We start from the raw sequence: 19,765 nt of genomic DNA on the forward strand, positions 1-19,765 counted from the left end.
ATCGCCCCCGAAATAAAAAACGCGGCGAAAATTATTCGCCGCGTGATTCGTCACTGTCTTTGAGTTCTTCCAGTATCGGCATGGACATAATATTATAGCCACAATCAACGTAATGGATGTCGCCGGTAACACCGGAAGCCAAATCGGATAACAGATAAAGTGCCGATTTGCCAATTTCATTAATATCAACCGTACGACGCAAAGGTGCATTGCGCTTCTGGTAAGAGAAAATCGCGCGCGCTGCACCAATACCATTACCGGCAAGTGTGCGAACGGGACCCGCTGAAATTGCATTGACACGGATATTTTGCGGTCCGAAATCAGCCGCCAAATAGCGCACCATCGCTTCAAGTGCGGCTTTTGCAACCCCCATAACGTTGTAATTGGGAACAACATGCTGGGATGCACCATAGGTCAATGTCAGCAATGCGCCACCGTTAGGCATCAGTTTTCCTGCACGCTGGGCAATTTCTGTAAAGGAAAATGCGGAAATGACCATTGTGCGACTGAAGTTTTCGCGTGTCGTCACATCGACATAACGTCCTTTGAGCTGCGATTTGTCCGAGAAACCGATCGCATGAACGACAAAATCAAGTGTACCCCATTCTTTTTCCAGCCGATTGAAAACAGCATCGACCGAAGCAATGTTTTCGACATCGCATTCAAGCAAAAGCTTGGAACCTAATTTTTCTGCCAAGGGTTGGACACGCTTTCCAAATGCATCTCCTTGATAGGTAAAAGCCAGTTCAGCCCCCGCTTTTGCGAGCTGACATGCTATTCCCCAGGCGATTGAATGGTCGTTCGCGACGCCCATTATGAGGCCGCGCTTGCCCTTCATCAAACCTTCCATCATATTCTCCGTAAGCCTGTGGCACTCTCTTAGCGAAAGTGTCCGGTTTATTCGTAACGCTGGAAAACCAGCGTTGCATTGGTTCCGCCAAAGCCGAAAGTATTTGACAGGACTGTGTTCAGTTTTTGGTTATCAAGACGTTTGCGTACAATCGGCATATCCGCAAACGCCGGATCAAGCTCATCAATATGAGCACTTTCACAGATGAAATCATTCTTCATCATAAGAAGTGAGTAAATGGCTTCCTGCACACCGGCAGCTCCGAGTGAATGGCCGGTTAGCGATTTGGTTGCCGAAATCGGCGGGCACGAATCACCCGAACCGAAAATCTTGCGAATGGCCTCTATTTCCGGAGGGTCACCCACAGGAGTGGATGTGGCATGGGGATTGATATAATCAATTTTATTTTTGACAGTTGATAAAGCCATGCGCATGCAGCGCTCTGCCCCTTCACCGGAGGGGGCTACCATATCATAGCCATCCGATGTCGCACCATATCCGACAATCTCTGCATAGATTTTTGCACCGCGTGCTTTGGCCACTTCCAGTTCTTCAAGAACCAGAACGCCCGCTCCCCCTGCGATAACAAAGCCGTCACGACCCGCATCATAGGCACGTGAGGCACTTTCAGGCGTTGCGTTGCGTTTACTCGACATAGCACCCATGGCATCGAACAATACCGATAAGGTCCAATCAAGGTCTTCGCACCCGCCTGCAAAAACACGGTCCTGCTTGCCGAACTGGATCAGCTCATATGCATTGCCGATACAGTGATTGGATGTCGCACAGGCTGAAGAAATCGAATAATTGACGCCTTTTATCTTGAAAAAGGTAGCCAGCGTTGCCGAAGCAGTCGAACTCATGGCTTTTGGTACGGCAAAAGGACCAACGCGTTTGGGGCCTTTTTGGCGTGCAATGTCGGCTGAATCGACGATTGTGCGTGTCGATGGCCCGCCGGAACCCATAATAATACCGGTTTCCGGATTTGAAACTTCGGCAGATGACAGCCCTGCATCGGCAATTGCCTGATCCATAGCGATATGATTCCAGGCAGTACCACGTCCGTGAAAACGCATGGCGCGACGATCAACCAGTGATTCAATGTCAATATGCGGCATGCCGTAAACCTGGCTGCGGAAGCCCAGATCTGCGTATTCTTGCGAAAAACTAATACCCGATTTTGCTTCACGCAAACTATTGAGGACGGCTTCAGGGTTATTCCCGATTGATGAGACAATTCCCATACCGGTTACAACTACTCGACGCATCAGTATCTCCTTGGTATCTCATAAACAAAGGTTCGCTCCCCCTGTCTATTTGCCACCCTGTCTATTTGAAAGAATACTTACTCTTCCTTGAATAAGGCTACACGCAAATCGGCTGCCTTATAAATTATTTCACCATCGGCTTTAACAAAACCGTCAGCAATGCCGAGCACAAGCCGGCCACGCATAACACGCTTGAAATCAATACCATATTCGATAAGCTTCGTCTTTGGCGTAACCATTCCGGAAAATTTCACTTCTCCTGTTGAGATGGCACGTCCCTTGCCGGGTTCACCAAGCCAACCGAGGAAAAAACCCGTGAGTTGCCATAATGCATCAAGCCCCAAACAACCGGGCATGACCGGATCGCCAATAAAATGGCAGGCGAAAAACCATAAATCCGGTGTGATGTCGAATTCGGCACGAATCAGTCCTTTGTTGTGTTCGCCACCATTTTCGCTGATTTCGGTAATACGGTTGAACATCAACATTGGCGGAGCCGGTAATTGTGCATTGCCTTTTCCGAACATTTCACCGCGTGCGCAGCTTAAAAGCTCTTCATACGTGTAGCTAGACTTTTGTTCAGCCATTGTTACTCCATCCGTCAGCACTTTATCACTCTTAGCGCCTTTTTACGACATACTCTTAGAGCATATTCAACAATGTTGAAACCGCTTTTCGACAGTTTTTGATGACAAAACACGTTCTTAATCAATTTTATTTGTGATAATTATGACCAGACGCCCGTATAAGTTGAGAAAAGCATAGCTCTAAAGGTGATGGTAACAATCAAGTATACTTGATTGCAAATGCTTTTCAGTATATACATTTTTTATTGGATTGGTGGAAAACATCAAATAACGCGGAAAAAATAGTGATTTATCATTCGCTTGGAGAATTGGAAAAACGCTTACGCGAAAAAGGCTTGCGCCCGACAAGGCAGCGCATGGCTCTGGCCGACTTGTTATTTTCCAAAGGAAACCGCCATATTGCGGCCGAAGAATTGCACGCAGAAGCAGTCAAAGCTGCTGTGCCGGTGTCACTTGCAACAGTCTATAACACTTTGCATCAATTCACCGAGGCAGGGTTGTTGCGCATCATTGCTGTAGAAGGCTCGAAAACCTGGTTCGACACCAACACATCCGATCACCATCATTTCTTCCTTGAAGGGGAAAATGAAATTGTCGATATTCCGTCAGGCCCGGAAGGCAAGCCGATTGTAGGCAATTTACCTGAGCCGCCAGATGGTATGGAAATTTCCCACGTCGATCTCATTGTCAGACTGCGTCCGAAAGACGAGTGAGAAAAAATCAAGCCGGAAACAACAGCATATTTTTTCAAAAACCATCTCTGGCAAAAATCATCTCTGGCAAAATTATCTCTGGCTAAAACCGTCTCTGGCGAGGGTTTTTAACGAGTCTGAACGTCTGGAATATTGCTTCTTTCCTGTCTGTCAACCGTATTTGTTGACGACACGATATGATGTCTTTCAGCGATTTTTGAATGAGAGCCGATTATAGCGCTGGTGAGGCTTAGAGTTTTTTTAACCGAAAAATCCAACCGGTTTGTTTTTTTAGAAATAAAGCTATCTATTGTCATTGAATAGAAATTTATCACTTATTTTCTATTCTTCATCATTGTCATTATTGTCTTCATGATTTGATTCTATTTTTTCCCGTCTTCTTGCCCAGATTCCGGCAGTTTGCGGTTTTACGAAAAAACCCACAACTTCCGGTCTTGCAATCGCCAGATTTTTTTCGATACGGAGCACACATTCTTCTATCTTTGGTGCAGTCAGTTTGTCCTCGAATTCGAGACTGACATTTACGACGACCTGATTGGGACCCATCTGCTGGGTGATGATTCCGTTGACCTTTTGCACATCGGGGTCGGCGGATACAATGTTGAAAATTGCCTTTTGCACTTCGGGAAGGGCAGCCTCGCCAAGCAGCAATCCTTTACATTCCCGTGCAAGAAAAATTGCCGTTACGGCCAGAATGACAGAAATTCCAAGCGAAGCGATACCATCGAAAATAAAATTACCAGTCAGAATCGAAGCGGTAATACCGGTTAGAGCAATTGCAATGCCTAAAAGTGCTGCACTGTCCTCGAAAAGAATGGAAAAAACGGTCGGGTCTTTGGAACGGTGGACAGCAGCAAGATAGCCGAGTTTACCTTTTGTCCGGCGGAAATGCCTCAAAGCCAGAAGCCATGAGGTTCCTTCAAAAAATACCGATAGCCCCAAAACAATATAGTTGACTGTTACATTATGAATTTCCGCAGGGGCGAGAACGTGCAAAACGCCTTCAAAAAACGATACACCGGCGCCCAATGCAAAGACCAGCAGGGCAACAATAAAACTCCAGAAATAAAGCTCCCGCCCGTGGCCGAAAGGGTGAACCCGATCGGGTGGAATGGAGGCACGCTTGAGACCGTGCAATAATAACAATTCATTGCCGGTGTCGACAATCGAATGCACACCTTCCGATAACATAGCCGACGAACCGGTAAATGATGCGGCAACAAATTTGGTAAGTGCAATCAGAAGATTGCCTGCGAGTGCTGCATAGATGACTACTTTGGAACCGGAATGTGATGCCATTTAGCGAATATCCGCAATTAAAGAACGACTGGGAAAACAGGTCGGCTTCTGTCCGTGTTTTTGTTGCCACAGTCCAATGGAACGGCGCGTTTTAAATCCTGCAAGACCGTCGGCTTTGCCTATATCATAACCTTGCGATTGCAATTTGTTCTGTAGATTTAAAACCTCGGACTGATAAAGCTCGTCGACTTTTTGCCAGGACTCGATAAAGCCGCGTTTTCCTTCAATCCCGTCCGCGACAGTGGCGATAAAAAGGCCATAAAGGTCGCTCATATTATAAGATTTCAACACATAGAAATTGTCGGTGACAAGAAAGGCCGGTCCAAGACGCCCCGCCGGCATAAGAAGATAAAGCGGGCGGCTTTTATCAATTTCGGGAAGGGCGTCGGAAGACTGCGGCAAAACACCGAGCTTTTGCCATTCACTTAACATTTTTCCTTGATCGGAACCTTCAAGAAAACAGCCGACAGTTTCTGGAACTTGGACTTCATAGCCCCAACCGGCATTTGCTTTGTAACCGTTAAGCTTGAGGTAGTTTGCAATAGAAGCGAGAGTATCCGGTGTTGATGTCCAGATATTGCGATGGCCATCACCATCAAAATCGACAGCATATTTCAAATAGGATGTTGGCATGAATTGCGGTTGACCTAATGCACCAGCCCACGAACTTTTCATGGAAGCCGCATCCATGTAATGATTCTGTACAATGGTCAAAGCGGCGATAAGCTCGGTTCTGAACATGTCTTTTCGTGTGCTCATAAACGCTTTGGTTGCAAGAACTTCAAAAGCATTATAGGGAATTTTGACATTGCCAAAATTGGATTCCCGCCCCCATATGGCAAGTGTAATCGAAGCGGGAACGCCATATTGTTTTTCTATTTTTTTCAAACGCCCACGGTTTTTGGAAAATTGCGCTTTCCCGTCACCAATAAGACGGGCCAATGTTTTTGCCGAAAAATAATTGGCCGGTGCGCTGAATTCCGCCTGATGTTGGCGCCTTTGCGCTTCCGGTTTTTCTCCCGGAATCACAAGGTCGGGTAATGCGAGATTGGGCGTGACTGTAGAAAGGGCTTCAGAAAATGTTCCGGCCGAAATTCCTGATTTGAGAGCCTCTTTATAAAAATCCTTGTTAAGCCAATCACTAAATTGGTTGTTGATCGCATCCCGATCAATGGCGGAGGCATTTGCCACCAAAGCGGCAAAGAGAAAGATAAATGCTGTAAAAAAACGGTAAGTTTTCAACATTCTTCAAAGACTCGTCCTTGCTCGTAACGCCGCAGCCAAAGTGCCATCGTCAAGATAATCCAGTTCTCCGCCAACCGGAACGCCATGTGCCAGACGGGTAATTTTCACCGGATAGGGATGAAGGAGGTCAGTGAGATAATGGGCTGTGGTCTGGCCTTCAATTGTCGCATTGACTGCCAGAATGACTTCTTTGACATTGCCTTCTGCCACGCGGTTCACAAGACCTGCAATGTTAAGATCATCCGGCCCTATGCCATCAAGCGGCGAAAGATGTCCACCCAGAACGTGGTATTTGACCTGCATTGTACCGGCTCTCTCCAGCGCCCATAGATCGGAGACATCTTCGACAACGATGATCGTTGATTGATCGCGCCGCGGGTCGGTGCAAATCGAACAGGGGTCGGATGTATCGACATTACCGCAGACCGAACAAATACGGATTTTTTCAGCGGCATCCTGCATAGCAAGACCCAGAGGTTTTAACAAAACTTCCTTTTTTTTAATCAGGAAAAGTGCAGCCCTTCTTGCCGAACGTGGCCCAAGACCTGGAACACGTGCAAGAAGCTGGATGAGCTTTTCTATTTCGGGACCCGCAAGATGCTTTGACATGGACGAACTCTTTTAAAAATATATATGCAAACTTCTGGAAAATGCCAGCTATTGAATTGAATCTAACGGATATACCGTCTTTTGATATGAAGATTATTTTCAGATAGTTACAACAAAAGCATGGAGTTTAAAAACCGATTGTTTTGAAATAACAATTGTTCCCGCCTTTTCATCACACGTCTTCATTACTCCGATTCTTTTTACAATCCGGCTTGATACCGGTTGTTGACCTGTTTTCATTATCACTATTTGCGAGCGGCAAAAGCCATATTTATCACGCTCCCATTATTCAAAGTGTAATTTTTATATCCGTGTAAGCGAATGCATGAAAACGGATTTATCGAGCTTTGAACAGAGCGGATAGGCATTTAGCCGAATTGTTGTTTAATGAAAAACAAAAGCCCTTGTGCTTCCACACAACGAGCTTTTTGAAACGTCTTTTGTTTCTTGTCTTCTCTACCGGTTTTAAAAGTCGGTAACCGAAGGAAAACACAAATCAGAATGGCAGTTTGAAGCCGGGAGGTATTGGTAGACCGGCGGTAATTTCCTTGGTTTTTTCAGCCATTGTGTTTTCAATTTTCGCTTTGGCTTCATTATGTGCGGCCATAATCAGGTCTTCAAGAATTTCAACTTCATCGGGTTTTACCAGTGAAGGATCAATCTTGACTGCAGAAATGGTTCCCTGACCGGTCAAAGTCACACTGACCAGACCACCGCCCGATGTCCCCGTTTCCTGAATATTTGCCATTTCATCCTGCATGGCCTGCATTTTTGCCTGCATTTCTTTGGCTTTTTTCATCATGCCCATCATGTCACGCATGGGGTTTATTCTCCTTGATCGTTTTCGTCGTCTTCATCAGTCATATCGTCATTATTGGTCAAATCAAGACTGTCGTCGGATCGGTTGACACGCACATCGACAATTTTTGAACCGGGGAAATATCTCAAAATTTTGGCAATATCGGGATCGGCTTCGGCGTCCGATAGAAGTGCCTGATGGGCTTTTTCATCCTCTTCACGCAAAGTCAATCCGCCGCCCTCGTTGACGACCGTCACAGTCCAGCGTTCGCCTGTCCATTCTCTAAGCATTTTCGCCATGTCATGGGCAAAAAAGCGAGGCATACCTTCAGCTGGTTCAAATTCGATACGGCCTTGGCGGAACGAAACGGGACGCACAAATTCCTTGACCAGAAGTTTGAATTGCATGTCATTATGCTTGTCGGCAAGATCGACAACATCCTGCAAGGAATGAAGAATAACCCTGCTTACTGCCGGTTCGCTGTTCTCTTCCGTTGTTTCGTTATTTCTTTCGAGGGGTTGCGAAACCTGCTCGTCCGGCTCCAATGCGGCCGAAGACGTGCTCACCAATTGCATGGTTGGTGCTTTTTGCGGGGAAGGGCTTTGCAAATTCTGCTGTTCCGCCACGGCGTTATTGCGAGAGCTATTATCAATCTCTGCACGGGCAGTTTCATGAGTTCCCGTTGAATAAGCATTGTCACTGCCGGTCGAATTACCCGCCAACACATTTTTTGTTGCGGATTGTTCTTCCATGATATTTTTTCCGGAATTGGCACTGCTTTTTTCGGAATTGCCGCTTACACCGCCCGAATCATCTTTGCCTTGTGCCCCATCGGAACTTGGTGGAAGTTTGATAGCAGGCTTTCCCTCGCCAAAGGCTTTCAGCGCCTCGTCAAGCGTTGGCAAGTCGGCCGCATGGGTGAGCCGGATCAAAAGCATTTCGGCAGCATCAATCGGACTTGCAGCCGAATCAACCTCCTGAGTACCTTTAAGAAGCATTTGCCAGGTACTTGAGAGAACGCGCACAGACAGCTTTTTGGAAAAATCAAGCCCGCGTTCCCGCTCTTCTTCAATGAGAGAAATATCATTGGCAATTTCGGGCGTAAAACGCAGTCTGGTCACCAGATGGTTGAAATCGGCAAGCTCGTTCAAAATGACAAGCGGGTCGGCTCCACCGTCATATTGATCGCGAAATTCTTTTAAAGCGCCGGCAACATCGCCTTTCATAATCATTTCAAAAAGGTCGATAATGCGCGTGCGGTCGGCAAGCCCCAACATGGTACGCACAGAATCAGCATCGACTTTGCCGCCACCATGGGCAATCGCCTGATCGAGTATTGAAAGCGCATCGCGAACAGAACCTTCTCCGGCACGGGCAATCAAAGCAAGAGCACTGTCTTCGGCCTCGATTTTTTCAAGATCGGAGATTTTTCTCAAATGAGCTGCCAGCACATTTGAATCAACGCGCCGCAAATTATAGCGTTGGCAACGCGACAAGACAGTCACCGGAACTTTGCGGATTTCTGTTGTGGCAAAAATGAATTTTACATGCGGGGGTGGTTCTTCCAGCGTTTTTAACAGGCCATTGAAGGCCTGCGTCGAAAGCATATGGACTTCGTCGATAATGTAGACTTTGAAACGGGCTGCAACCGGACGATAGCGCACCTGTTCAATAATTTCTCTTATATCATCAATACCGGTATGGGATGCCGCATCCATTTCGATCACGTCGACGTGCCGGCCTTCCATAATGGCTTTACAATGTTCGCCGAGCTTGTCCATATGGATTGTCGGTTTATCGATTGTGTCGGTCTTGTAATTGAGTGCACGCGCAAGGATGCGGGCTGTCGTGGTTTTTCCTACGCCACGAACGCCAGTCAACATCCATGCTTGCGGTATCCGTCCACTATCGAATGCGTTTGTAAGTGTGCGCACCATCGGCTCCTGACCGATAAGGTCGGAAAAATTTTGTGGCCGATATTTTCGGGCGAGAACGCGATAACCTGTCTCTGCCTCAGTGCTTTCCATGTGTTCTTCCAGTTTCCGAAATGTGATTTTCCTGAATGTGGACTTTGACGGCGTCTGCGTCAACCAATTGTGTTAAATATAGGATTTCAGGTGGGGATTTTCGACAGTTTAGGGAATTTTTCAAAACGCCATTGCCCGAATTTTCCGATAAACAAGACGTGACCTGAATAAGATGTGATTGGTATAATGAGTGGGAGGCTGGCACTGTGACCCGTGCCGAAGCTCGTTAGGGCTGCTTCCTTCCGGACCTGACCCGGTTGGCGAGTGGCTCGTCCACCACCAACCTCCCGGCGTTCATATCGCTAATTTGAAACAAAAAAGCAAGTCGTGAAACGAAAAACATGGAGATAAATACGTTGCAACAGCCATTTAAACTTGATCCACGTTTGGAAAAAGACAGTTTTTTCATTGTCGGGCTTGCCTTATCCGATGTCCGGCTCATGAATGATTCCCGCTGGCCATGGCTCATCGTCGTCCCCCGCATTGCCGGAGCGGAAGAAATACATCATCTTTCCGTTGACGATGAACAGGTTCTTATTGCCGAAATGAACGAGGTTGCTGTAGCACTTGAAGCCATCACCGGATGCGATAAAGTCAACACAGCCGCTATCGGCAATATCGTACGACAACTCCATGTGCACATTATTGCCCGTAACGAAGGCGATATAAATTGGCCGAAAACGGTCTGGGGATATGGAGAACCCGTTCCCTATAGCGATGAAGCCGCTCGCAAGCTTATTCGTAAGCTGCAACTGAGGCTCGATTGAATTAAGGCTGGATTGAATATGACATCTTCTGCAATTGCATTTATCGGAAACCCTATCAACCGGCAGCTTGAAAAGCGTACGGATACAATCGTAGCCGAGCAGAAAAACCATCATGCGCATTTTATTGTGCTCAACGGTTTTTCAATCGTCTATCGTAATGTTAAAGGGATAGCCGATCTCTATCTTGATGAAAAATCGTTAGAGCTGTTCAAGCCGCAATGGGAAGAAGCCTGCCTTCTTGGTTGGGAAGATGAAAATCCGGTTATTGCTTTGCCGGTTGAAGAATTTGCCGGTCAACCCCCTTCACCATTCAATCAGGTGGGGTTGAGGGAAGCTTATAGCCGCGCACTTTTCAGCCAGACGCAATCGGGCGTTCTCGCACAAGCCTATTCATTGCTCATGTGGCACAAAAATAACCGCTTTTGTTCGCGTTGCGGCAAGCCCAGCCGGATTGCGGCAGGCGGTGCAAAGCGCATCTGCACGGCTTGCGGGACCGAGCATTTTCCGAGAACAGATCCGGTTGCCATCATGCTTGTCCATTTTGGGGACAAGTGCCTTCTTGCCCGCACACCGAGCTTTGAAAAGGGGCGTTATTCCTGCCTTGCCGGTTTTGTCGAACAGGGGGAGACATTGGAAATGGCGGTGCGTCGCGAAACACGCGAGGAAATGGGAATACCGGTGGGCAAGGTGGTCTATATTGCTTCCCAACCTTGGCCGTTTCCGCATTCTTTGATGCTCGGTTGTCATGCCGAAGCGCTCGACGACAAGATTACCATCGGCTATGACGAGATGGAAGACGGGCGCTGGTTTACCCGTCAGGAAGTAGCACTCATGATGGCCGGTCGCCATGAACAAGGCCTGCATTTGCCACCCCGCGCAGCAATTGCTAATTTTTTGATAAGGGAATGGCTGGAAAAGAAGTTTATCGACTAGGATATGGCTTTTGGTGGCGGTGGTTTTTGTGAGTTTTGAAAAGCGCCGCTATATCATTTAACCGAGTGCCTCAAAATTATCCGCTTGTGGTATTTCGTGTTGAACAGCTTGTCTCATCCGTTCTGAACCCGATGCTTCGACCGGACGGAAAATACAAAAGCCACATGTGTTGATCTCAAGCCTTGAGAGCGGCCATTCTCTAACCTTCATCATTATGGCCGAAAAATTCTCATCCGATTGTTGTCAACCCTCAAATATTATCACTTGCCATAAGCAGGATAAAAGTCCGGGTAAAAATTCATGCTCGAAACGCACAAATAACAATCGGTACATTTCTGCCGATTTCTGTGATTTAAGAGCACCGTCCGGCTAAGCCGGTGAACCTCACCCATAAATTTTCGTGTCGCGGACAGGACTTGCCGGATAGACACCGACTATTCTGACCTTGGTCGAGAAGAAGCCCAATTCTTCCAAAGCAAGGCGCACCATCGGCTGATCGGGGTGGCCTTCAATATCGGCAAAAAATTGTGTCGCATTGAATGTGCCGCCAACCTGATAGCTTTCAAGCTTGGTCATGTTGACGCCATTGGTCGCAAAACCTCCCATGGCTTTATAAAGTGCTGCCGGAACGTTGCGCACACGGAAAAGAAAACTGGTCACGACCTTTTCGCCGTTTTCGGGTTTTGGTGCGCGTTTCTCTTCCCGTGAGAGGATGACAAAACGCGTTACATTATTTTCCGAGTCTTCGACATTTTCTTCAATGATATCCAAACCGTAAAGTTTGGCTGCAAGTTTTGGTGCAAGGGCTGCCTGTGTGCGGTCACCAGCCTGTTTGATAAATTTGGCAGCACCCGCCGTGTCGGATGATACGACCGCCTGCCAATGATTGTCGCGGATAATTTTGCGGCATTGTCCCAGTGCATGGATGTGGCTATGAACCGATTTTATCTCTTCACGTTTGACACCGGGCAGCACCATCAATTCAAAATGGATTGGTAAAAAATATTCGCCGATGATGAAGAGTTTTGTTTGCGGCAACAAATGGTGAATATCGGCAACACGTCCGGCAAGCGTATTTTCAATCGGAATCATGCCAAGATCGGCTTCTCCGCTCTCGACCGCATGCAAAGCATCTTCAAATGTCGTACAGGGCAAAGGCTCCATTTCGGGAAACATATTGCGACATGCTGTGTCGGAATTGGCGCCGTAATCACCTTGGAACGCTATTTTATTGGTTTTTGTCATTTTCCCGCCCCGATCATTTCTCTTGCGTGTTCGAGATCTTCAATTGTATCAACCCCTAAAGGCACAGTTTCGATAATTTCCGCATCAATGCGCATGCCTGCTTCAAGTGCACGCAATTGTTCAAGGCTTTCCCGCTTTTCAAGATAGGAAGGTTGTAACGAGACAAAACGTTGAAGTGCTTTACGTTTATAGGCATAAAGGCCGATATGGTGGTAAAGCGGCCCCTTGCCATAGGGTGCTGTCGCGCGGGTGAAATAGAGTGCGCGCAATCTGGTTTTTCCGATCGGCGAACCAACGATCTTCACCACATTCGGATTGAACTTTTCCTCTTCAACCGAAATTTCAGCTCCTAAAGTGGCAATATCCGTTTCAGGGTTTTCAAGTGGTTCCAATGCTGCGGCAATTTCATGCGGCGCAATTGTTGGCAAATCACCTTGCACATTGACAATGACATCAAAACGGTTATCCGGATCAAGAAGCGTTAATGCTTCATAGATACGGTCGGAACCCGATTGGTGGTCGGGACGTGTCATGACAGCTTCCATTCCATGCGCCTTGACAGCATTGGCAACGTCTTCATGGTCGGTTGCAACAACCACCCTGCCGAGATTTGCCTTATTGGCGCGTTCGGCAACATGTACAATCATCGGCTTTCCGGCAATATCGGCCAGAGGCTTTCCGGGAAGTCGTGTTGAAGACATGCGGGCAGGAATAAGTATAAGAGTAGAAAAAGCCATCATCATCGTCCTGAAGATTATTATCCCAGTTTATTCTATCCGATTTATAGATGTTGCGTTGATGACGCAAAAGACTTAAATTTTCAACATCTATAAAATTTAAGCGACCGAATTTTTTATGAAGGTATCCACTGTCAACGATCTTATTGCCGCCTGTCTTCTCTGGGCTGTTTTTCTTTTTCTAATCGTTTATGGCAGTGACCTTGTTTATGACCACCAGCAACCGGCAAAAATTGTTTATTCAATCAACGGTGAAGAAGCACCGGTTACCGAAAAGGCAGAGCCGAAACAACAAATATCATTGGCGGAAAGGCTTCAACAGGCCGATATTGAAAATGGCCGCAAGGTATTCGGCCAATGCGGTTTATGTCACACACCGGCAAAAAATGGCCCTGCACGCGTCGGCCCACCTTTATATGGAATAGTGGGAAGGCCATTTGCTTCCGCTTCCGAATATACTTATTCGCGCGCCATGCGGGCAGAAAATGGCAAGACATGGGACTTTGCAACGCTTGACACCTATCTTGCTTCCCCGCGTAAATATATTCCCGGAACTGCCATGGCTTTTAACGGTGTGAAAGACGAGAAAGACAGAGCCGATCTTATTCTTTATTTGCGTAGTCTTTCCGATGAGCCGGTTGAATTGCCACATTTAAACCCTTAAGAATAACAATCAATAAAATCTGTTTTCTATTGGCTATATTGAAATCGATTGGGGATTTGATGAAACTCGGATTGGCTTTTTGTCTCTTTTTCGCCCTTAATAGTATAGCTATCGCCGATCCCGAGTGGCGCACGAGCCTGTCTCTCGGAGTTGAACCCAAATATGGCGACAATTTTACCCATTATGATTATGTCAATGTGAATGCGCCCAAAGGCGGCACTTTTAACGATAGTCGCACCGGCACATTCAATAGTTTCAACCCCTATATTGTTACAGGTACACCTGCAGCGGGTTTTTCTTCCCGCGGTGGCGGGGAACAATATGATACACTGATGGCACCTTCGACCGAAGAAACGTCGGTCAACTATCCCCTTATTGCCGAGGCTGCACAATATCCGGACGATTTTTCGTGGGTAAAATTCCGCTTGAACAAAAAAGCCCGATGGCATGATGGTCGCCCCATTACAGTCGAGGATGTGGTGTGGAGCTTCAATGTTTTGAAAAGCAATTCGCCATTTTTCAACAATTATTATCATTCGGTCAAAAAAGCCGAAAAAACCGGTGAAAATGAAGTCACCTTTGTGTTTCAAGAAAAAGGCAATCGCGAACTCCCTTATGTGATGGGGCAAATGCCGGTTCTGCCTCAACATTGGTGGGAGGGGACCGATGAAACGGGTAAAAAAAGGGATATTACTGCACCAACTCTCGAAATACCTTTGGGGTCAGGGCCTTACGAGGTTGAAAGTTTTATAGCCGGAAAATCGATCACGTGGAAAAGGGTTAAAAATTATTGGGCAGCCGATCTTCCTGTCAATCGTGGGCGGTTCAATTTCGATAAAGAGCATTATAGCTATTTTCTTGATCCGAACGCTGCATGGGAAGCTTTCAAAAAAGGTAATCTCGTCGACTGGAATTTGGAAAACCGTATCCAGCGCTGGAACCAGAGCTATGATTTTCCTGCGGTCAAAAACGGGCAAGTTATCAGGCGCAGTTTCGCCTTTCACGGATCGGGACGTATGCAAGGATTTTTTATCAATACCCGCCGCCCGCAATTTGCCGACCGGCGCGTGCGTCAGGCACTCAACCTCGCTTTTGACTTCGAGTCTCTCAATAAATCGTTGTTTTTTAATGATTATCATCGGATCTCAAGCTATTTTGACGGGCTTGATCTGGCGGCAAAAGGTTTGCCTCAGGGGAAGGAACTTGAAATTCTTGAAACGGTCAAAGATGAAGTGCCGGCCGAAGTCTTTACCACACCCTTTTCCAACCCCGTTTATGACAAGCCCGATTCATCAAGGCGCTATCTGACAGAAGCCATGCGTTTGTTGAATGAAGCCGGTTGGCATCTGGAGCAGAACCGGCTTGTCAATAAAAAGGGTGAAGTTTTCACATTGGAAGTGATGCTAAGTGATATGGCATTCGAGCGCGCAACAGCACCTTTTATAGCCAATCTTCAACGTTTGGGAATCGATGCATCTATGCGCGTTGTCGACGCATCACAATATCAAAATCGCGAAGCGAATTTCGATTTCGATCTTGTCATCAAGGTTATCGGCCAAAGTGATTCACCCGGCAATGAACAATTGGAATATTGGGGCTCGAAAGCCGCTGACCGGCAGGGAAGCTATAATGTTGCGGGCATTAAAAATCCGGCTGTCGATAAACTCATCGAACGTGTCATCTATGCAAAAGATCGTGAGGAGCTTGTTGCTGCAACGCGTGCTCTCGACCGGGTTTTGTTGTGGAATTATTACGTTATCCCGCAATGGTATGCCGAACATCTCAATATTGCCTATTGGGACAAATTCGGCATCCCCGAACCGCAACCGGAAGCAAGCGGCGTTGATATTCCCTCATGGTGGGTGAAGAAAGACAAAAACTAGAACTGCGGTGGACTAGAGCGCCCATGAACCGGAATTGCTGTGAAATCAGCCGTTTGTCATTTGTTTACCATAAATGTTCCAGAATAGGGGTTCAATTGAACGCACCGGTTTGATTCGCATGTTGCGGGCGTAACAAAACTCATACCGGAAAAAGGATGAAAGAGAGATATGGCGGCCTATATAGCGCGGCGTTTGCTGCTGATTATACCGACATTGATCGGCATTTTAACGGTGACATTTGTCATTGTGCAATTTACTCCCGGTGGTCCTATCGAGAATATTATTGCACAATTGCAAGGGACCGGTGGCGATGCCATGGGGCGGGTTGCCGGCGGTGGTGGCGATCTGGGGCTTTCATCGGAGGTAACGTTTCAAGGTAGCGACGCGAGTGCAAAATATCGTGGTGCACGCGGCCTTGATCCGGAATTTATAGCAAAACTCGAAAAGCAATTCGGTTTTGATAAACCGCCGCTTGAACGTTATTTCACGATGTTGTGGAATTATATCCGTTTCGATTTCGGGGATTCCTATACGCAAGGGCGTTCTGTCGTCGATCTTATCAAAGGTGCCTTGCCGGTTTCGATTTCTTTAGGGCTATGGCAATTGTTGATTTCTTACGCAATTTCCATTCCTCTCGGTATCCGCAAGGCCGTCAAGGATGGCTCCACATTCGATATATGGACAAGTGCTGTTATCATTATTGGCTATGCAATACCGAGTTTCCTGTTCGGTATTCTGTTAATGGTGCTTTTTGCCGGAGGGTCATTCTTCGACTGGTTTCCATTGAGCCATTTGACATCGGAAAATTTTGATGAATTGTCGCTCGGCGGCAAAATTCTGGATTATTTCCACCATCTCGCTTTGCCACTCACAGCCATGGTTATTTCGGCTTTCGCCACGACAACATTGCTGACCAAAAACTGTTTTCTGGAAGAAATCAGAAAGCAATATGTGGTCACGGCACGGGCAAAAGGTTTAAGCGAACACGCAGTTCTTTACGGGCATGTCTTCCGCAACGCCATGCTGGTTGTCATTGCAAGTTTTCCGGCAGCTTTCATTGCGTCATTCTTCACCGGATCGCTGCTCATTGAAATGCTATATTCGTTAAACGGAATGGGGCTTTTAAGCTATACATCCATTGTCAATCGTGATTATCCGGTCGTGTTCGGTTCGCTCTATATTTTCTCGTTGATCGGTCTTGTTGTCAGCCTTATTTCCGATCTCACCTATATGCTTGTCGATCCGCGTATCGATTTCGAGAAGAGGGACGTTTGATGAGCGAGCAACCTTCCGGACAGACAATCGACGTGGCAAAGCCAGCAAAACCCCGCCGCAACAAAAGGCCGTTTTTGTCGCCGCTTAATGAACGGCGGTGGAGAAACTTCAAGAAAAACCGTCGCGGCTGGTGGTCGTTATGGATTTTCCTTATTCTTTGCCTGTTTTCTTTTGGCGCCAATTTTATTGCAAATGACCGACCGATTATCGCATCCTATAAAGGCGAACTGCTTTTTCCGGTGCTTTTCGACTATCCCGATTCCAAATTTGGCGGTGTCCTTGCAACGGTCGATTTCCGTGAAGATTATATCAAGAAAGAAATCAACGAACATGGCTGGGCAATATGGCCGCCGGTGCATTATTCCTATGATACAACAGTCGGCAACAAGCCTGTTGCGCTGGCTCCGCCATTCTGGCTCCAAAGTAAAGACGAACGGTGCAAGAATTACGCTCTCGGTGCAAAGGATCCCGAATGCACAATCGGAAACTGGAACTGGCTTGGTACAGATGACCAGACACGTGATGTTTTTGCGCGTGTGCTTTACGGCTTTCGTGTTTCCATATTGTTTACGGTTATCTTGACTGCGGTTTCTTCGATTATCGGCATTGCTGCCGGTGCCGTGCAGGGATATTTCGGCGGTTGGGTCGATCTCATTTTCCAGCGTTTCATCGAAATCTGGTCTTCGGTTCCCGCGCTTTATCTCATCATCATTATGGCGGCGGTTCTTGCCCAAGGCTTCTGGGTTCTACTGGGAATTATGTTGCTGTTCCAGTGGGTGGCGCTGGTTGGCGTCGTGCGTGCGGAATTTTTGCGGGCCAGAAATTTTGAATATGTCAATGCAGCAAGGGCGCTGGGTGTACCGAATATCACGATCATGATACGCCATCTTCTTCCCAATGCCATGGTTGCAGCTCTTACCTATTTGCCGTTTTTGTTGACGGCCGGTATCTCGACTTTGACCGCGCTTGACTATCTCGGTTTCGGTTTGCCTCCGGGGTCGGCCTCGCTTGGAGAACTCATGCGGCAGGCGGCTACCAATCTCAATGCTCCGTGGATTGGCATTACCGGCTTTGTTGCTATTGCGGTCATGTTGTCGCTTCTGGCTTTCATCGGTGAAGCCGCCCGTGATGCTTTCGATCCGAGGAAGACATTCCAATGACAGCTTTGCTCAGTGTTCGCGATCTTTCGGTGATGTTTCGTCAGGATGGCAAGGAAACACTTGCCGTCGATCACGTCTCGTTTGACATCAATTCCGGTGAAACACTCGCGCTTGTCGGCGAGTCAGGTTCGGGAAAGTCTGTAACCGCGCTTTCTATTCTGAAGCTTTTATCCTATCCGATGGCAAGCCACCCTTCAGGCGAAATCCTTTTTGACAATAAGGATTTGATGAAGCTTGATGAAAAATCTTTGCAGAAAGTTCGTGGTAAAGACATTGCAATGATTTTTCAGGAACCGATGACTTCGCTCAATCCGCTCCACACGGTCGAGCGGCAGGTAAGCGAGGTGATGAAAGTTCATGAAGGCATGTCGGATAAAGACGCTCGCCAACGCACGATCGAGCTTCTCACTCAAGTGGGAATCCGCGAGCCGGAAAAACGCTTGTCGTCATTTCCCCATCAATTATCTGGCGGCCAGCGCCAACGCGTTATGATTGCAATGGCACTTGCCAATAATCCGAAACTTCTTATCGCCGACGAGCCGACAACCGCACTTGATGTGACAGTGCAGGCGCAAATTCTCGAACTTCTTGAAAAGCTCAAGCAAGAGCGTTCGATGTCGATGCTCTTTATTACCCATAATCTCGGAATTGTGAGGAAATTTGCCGACCGTGTTTGTGTGATGACCGGCGGAAAAATTGTCGAGACGGGAAAAACCGCCGACATATTCAATCACCCGCAACATGACTATACCAAAAAACTGCTTGCCGCAGAGCCGAAAGGAAATCCGCCGAAAGCCGATAAAAATGCTCCTGTTGTTATGGAAGGGGAAAAGGTCAGAGTCTGGTTTCCGGTTAAAAAAGGTTTTTTCCGCCGCACGGTCGATTATATCAAGGCGGTTAATGATATTGACGTAACCATACGTGAAGGACAGACATTGGGCGTTGTCGGCGAATCCGGTTCGGGAAAAACCACACTGGGTCTCGCGCTCACCCGTATGATTTCTTCAAAAGGCCATATCCGTTTTAACGGGAAAGATATTGAACATTTTTCCTTCAAACAGATGCGACCTTTGCGCCGTCATATCCAGATTGTTTTTCAGGATCCGTTCGGCTCGCTGTCGCCAAGAATGTCGGTTGGTGAAATTATCGCCGAGGGGCTGCTCATTCACGAGAAAAACCTGAATTACGAAGAACGCGATGAACGTGTTGTCCGTGCGTTAGAAGAAGTCGATCTTGATCCTGAAACGCGCAATCGCTATCCGCACGAGTTTTCCGGTGGTCAACGCCAACGCATCGCGATAGCCCGCGCCATGGTTCTCAATCCGCGTTTTGTGATGCTCGATGAACCGACATCGGCTCTTGATATGAGCGTTCAGGCACAAGTGGTCGATTTGTTGCGCACTCTTCAACAAAAGCACAATCTCGCCTATCTCTTTATCAGCCATGATCTGAAAGTTGTCAAAGCATTGGCCAATGATCTTATTGTCATGAGAAATGGTCAAATGGTTGAACATGGACCGGCAGAAGAAGTGTTTTCATCACCGAAAACCGAATATACCAGAGCTTTGATGAATGCCGCTTTCGATTTAAGCGTCGATAAGAATGACATTGCCGACGCTTGATATTTATCAAGCTTGAATACAGCCAAGCAAAGCAAAAATGCAATTTCTGCTTATAAAAACTGGAGTGCAGTTTAAAAACTGA

The 19,765-nt window shown here is 47.1% G+C and carries 18 protein-coding genes and 1 other RNA gene; 8 read left to right on the top strand and 11 right to left on the bottom strand.

Annotated elements, in window-relative coordinates; all coding sequences use genetic code 11:
- Nucleotides 1-31 precede the first annotated feature (31 nt).
- From fabI to fabA, 3 genes are all read right to left on the bottom strand, one after another.
- Nucleotides 32-850 carry an enoyl-ACP reductase FabI gene (gene fabI / locus BBC0122_RS01560; protein WP_077990653.1) on the bottom strand — a complete coding sequence of 273 codons (819 nt, stop codon included), beginning with the start codon at nt 848-850 and terminating at the stop codon, nt 32-34.
- Between the two features lie 47 nt (nt 851-897).
- Nucleotides 898-2,118, bottom strand: coding sequence for a beta-ketoacyl-ACP synthase I (gene fabB, locus BBC0122_RS01565; protein WP_077990654.1), 1,221 nt, complete (start codon nt 2,116-2,118; stop codon nt 898-900).
- A gap of 77 nt (nt 2,119-2,195) precedes the next feature.
- Entirely contained in the window at nt 2,196-2,705 is a 510-nt protein-coding gene (gene fabA / locus BBC0122_RS01570; protein WP_077990655.1) for a 3-hydroxyacyl-[acyl-carrier-protein] dehydratase FabA, read from the bottom strand.
- Between the two features lie 284 nt (nt 2,706-2,989).
- Here fabA and irrA point away from each other — a divergent pair, with 284 nt between their 5' ends.
- Entirely contained in the window at nt 2,990-3,418 is a 429-nt protein-coding gene (irrA, locus tag BBC0122_RS01575) for an iron response transcriptional regulator IrrA (RefSeq protein WP_149866625.1), read from the top strand.
- Between the two features lie 321 nt (nt 3,419-3,739).
- On the opposite strand, the gene BBC0122_RS01580 is transcribed toward irrA, so the two are convergent.
- The 6 genes from BBC0122_RS01580 to ffs all read right to left on the bottom strand — a co-directional run bounded on the left by BBC0122_RS01580 (nt 3,740) and on the right by ffs (nt 9,685).
- Nucleotides 3,740-4,717, bottom strand: a complete 978-nt coding sequence (locus tag BBC0122_RS01580) for a cation diffusion facilitator family transporter (RefSeq protein ID WP_077990656.1) — start codon at nt 4,715-4,717, stop codon at nt 3,740-3,742.
- Nucleotides 4,718-5,962, bottom strand: a complete 1,245-nt coding sequence (locus tag BBC0122_RS01585; protein ID WP_077990657.1) for a lytic murein transglycosylase — start codon at nt 5,960-5,962, stop codon at nt 4,718-4,720.
- Between the two features lie 3 nt (nt 5,963-5,965).
- The gene (gene recR / locus BBC0122_RS01590) at nt 5,966-6,571 is read right to left on the bottom strand and encodes a recombination mediator RecR (RefSeq protein ID WP_077990658.1); all 606 of its coding nucleotides are present in this window, start codon (nt 6,569-6,571) and stop codon (nt 5,966-5,968) included.
- 496 nt (nt 6,572-7,067) lie between these two features.
- Nucleotides 7,068-7,391 (bottom strand): YbaB/EbfC family nucleoid-associated protein, encoded by a 324-nt coding sequence (locus BBC0122_RS01595; protein WP_077990659.1) that lies wholly within the window; start codon nt 7,389-7,391, stop codon nt 7,068-7,070.
- 5 nt (nt 7,392-7,396) lie between these two features.
- Entirely contained in the window at nt 7,397-9,397 is a 2,001-nt protein-coding gene (locus BBC0122_RS01600; RefSeq protein WP_077990660.1) for a DNA polymerase III subunit gamma/tau, read from the bottom strand.
- A gap of 190 nt (nt 9,398-9,587) precedes the next feature.
- Nucleotides 9,588-9,685, bottom strand: an RNA gene (gene ffs / locus BBC0122_RS01605) — signal recognition particle sRNA small type.
- Between the two features lie 68 nt (nt 9,686-9,753).
- Between ffs and BBC0122_RS01610 the strand changes: the two genes are divergently transcribed.
- Together BBC0122_RS01610 and nudC are read left to right on the top strand one after the other, a co-directional pair.
- Nucleotides 9,754-10,164: an HIT family protein gene (locus BBC0122_RS01610; protein WP_077994405.1), complete on the top strand. Its 411-nt coding sequence runs from the start codon at nt 9,754-9,756 to the stop codon at nt 10,162-10,164.
- 18 nt (nt 10,165-10,182) lie between these two features.
- Nucleotides 10,183-11,097 (top strand): NAD(+) diphosphatase, encoded by a 915-nt coding sequence (gene nudC / locus BBC0122_RS01615; protein WP_077990661.1) that lies wholly within the window; start codon nt 10,183-10,185, stop codon nt 11,095-11,097.
- A 384-nt stretch (nt 11,098-11,481) separates the two neighbouring features.
- Here nudC and BBC0122_RS01620 read toward each other — a convergent pair whose 3' ends face one another.
- Together BBC0122_RS01620 and BBC0122_RS01625 are read right to left on the bottom strand one after the other, a co-directional pair.
- Nucleotides 11,482-12,342: a prephenate dehydratase gene (locus BBC0122_RS01620; protein WP_077990662.1), complete on the bottom strand. Its 861-nt coding sequence runs from the start codon at nt 12,340-12,342 to the stop codon at nt 11,482-11,484.
- Nucleotides 12,339-13,079, bottom strand: coding sequence for a 3-deoxy-manno-octulosonate cytidylyltransferase (locus BBC0122_RS01625; protein ID WP_077990664.1), 741 nt, complete (start codon nt 13,077-13,079; stop codon nt 12,339-12,341). The genes BBC0122_RS01620 and BBC0122_RS01625 overlap by 4 nt, the downstream gene beginning before the upstream one ends.
- A gap of 118 nt (nt 13,080-13,197) precedes the next feature.
- On the opposite strand from BBC0122_RS01625, the gene BBC0122_RS01630 reads away from it, so the two are divergent.
- The 5 genes from BBC0122_RS01630 to BBC0122_RS01650 all read left to right on the top strand — a co-directional run bounded on the left by BBC0122_RS01630 (nt 13,198) and on the right by BBC0122_RS01650 (nt 19,683).
- On the top strand, nt 13,198-13,743 hold the full coding sequence (locus BBC0122_RS01630; RefSeq protein ID WP_077990665.1) for a c-type cytochrome: 546 nt from the start codon (nt 13,198-13,200) through the stop codon (nt 13,741-13,743).
- A 59-nt stretch (nt 13,744-13,802) separates the two neighbouring features.
- The gene (locus BBC0122_RS01635) at nt 13,803-15,626 is read left to right on the top strand and encodes an extracellular solute-binding protein (protein ID WP_077990668.1); all 1,824 of its coding nucleotides are present in this window, start codon (nt 13,803-13,805) and stop codon (nt 15,624-15,626) included.
- A gap of 168 nt (nt 15,627-15,794) precedes the next feature.
- Nucleotides 15,795-16,901, top strand: coding sequence for a microcin C ABC transporter permease YejB (locus tag BBC0122_RS01640; protein ID WP_075869757.1), 1,107 nt, complete (start codon nt 15,795-15,797; stop codon nt 16,899-16,901).
- Complete coding sequence (locus tag BBC0122_RS01645; RefSeq protein ID WP_077990670.1) at nt 16,901-18,061, top strand: ABC transporter permease; 1,161 nt, start codon at nt 16,901-16,903, stop codon at nt 18,059-18,061. Before BBC0122_RS01640 ends, BBC0122_RS01645 begins: the two co-directional genes overlap by 1 nt.
- The gene (locus BBC0122_RS01650) at nt 18,058-19,683 is read left to right on the top strand and encodes an ABC transporter ATP-binding protein (RefSeq protein ID WP_077990672.1); all 1,626 of its coding nucleotides are present in this window, start codon (nt 18,058-18,060) and stop codon (nt 19,681-19,683) included. Before BBC0122_RS01645 ends, BBC0122_RS01650 begins: the two co-directional genes overlap by 4 nt.
- The last annotated feature ends 82 nt before the right edge of the window (nt 19,684-19,765 follow it).

Source organism: Ditibartonella choladocola (assembly GCF_002007565.1).
Taxonomy (GTDB): Bacteria; Pseudomonadota; Alphaproteobacteria; order Rhizobiales; family Rhizobiaceae; genus Bartonella; species Bartonella choladocola.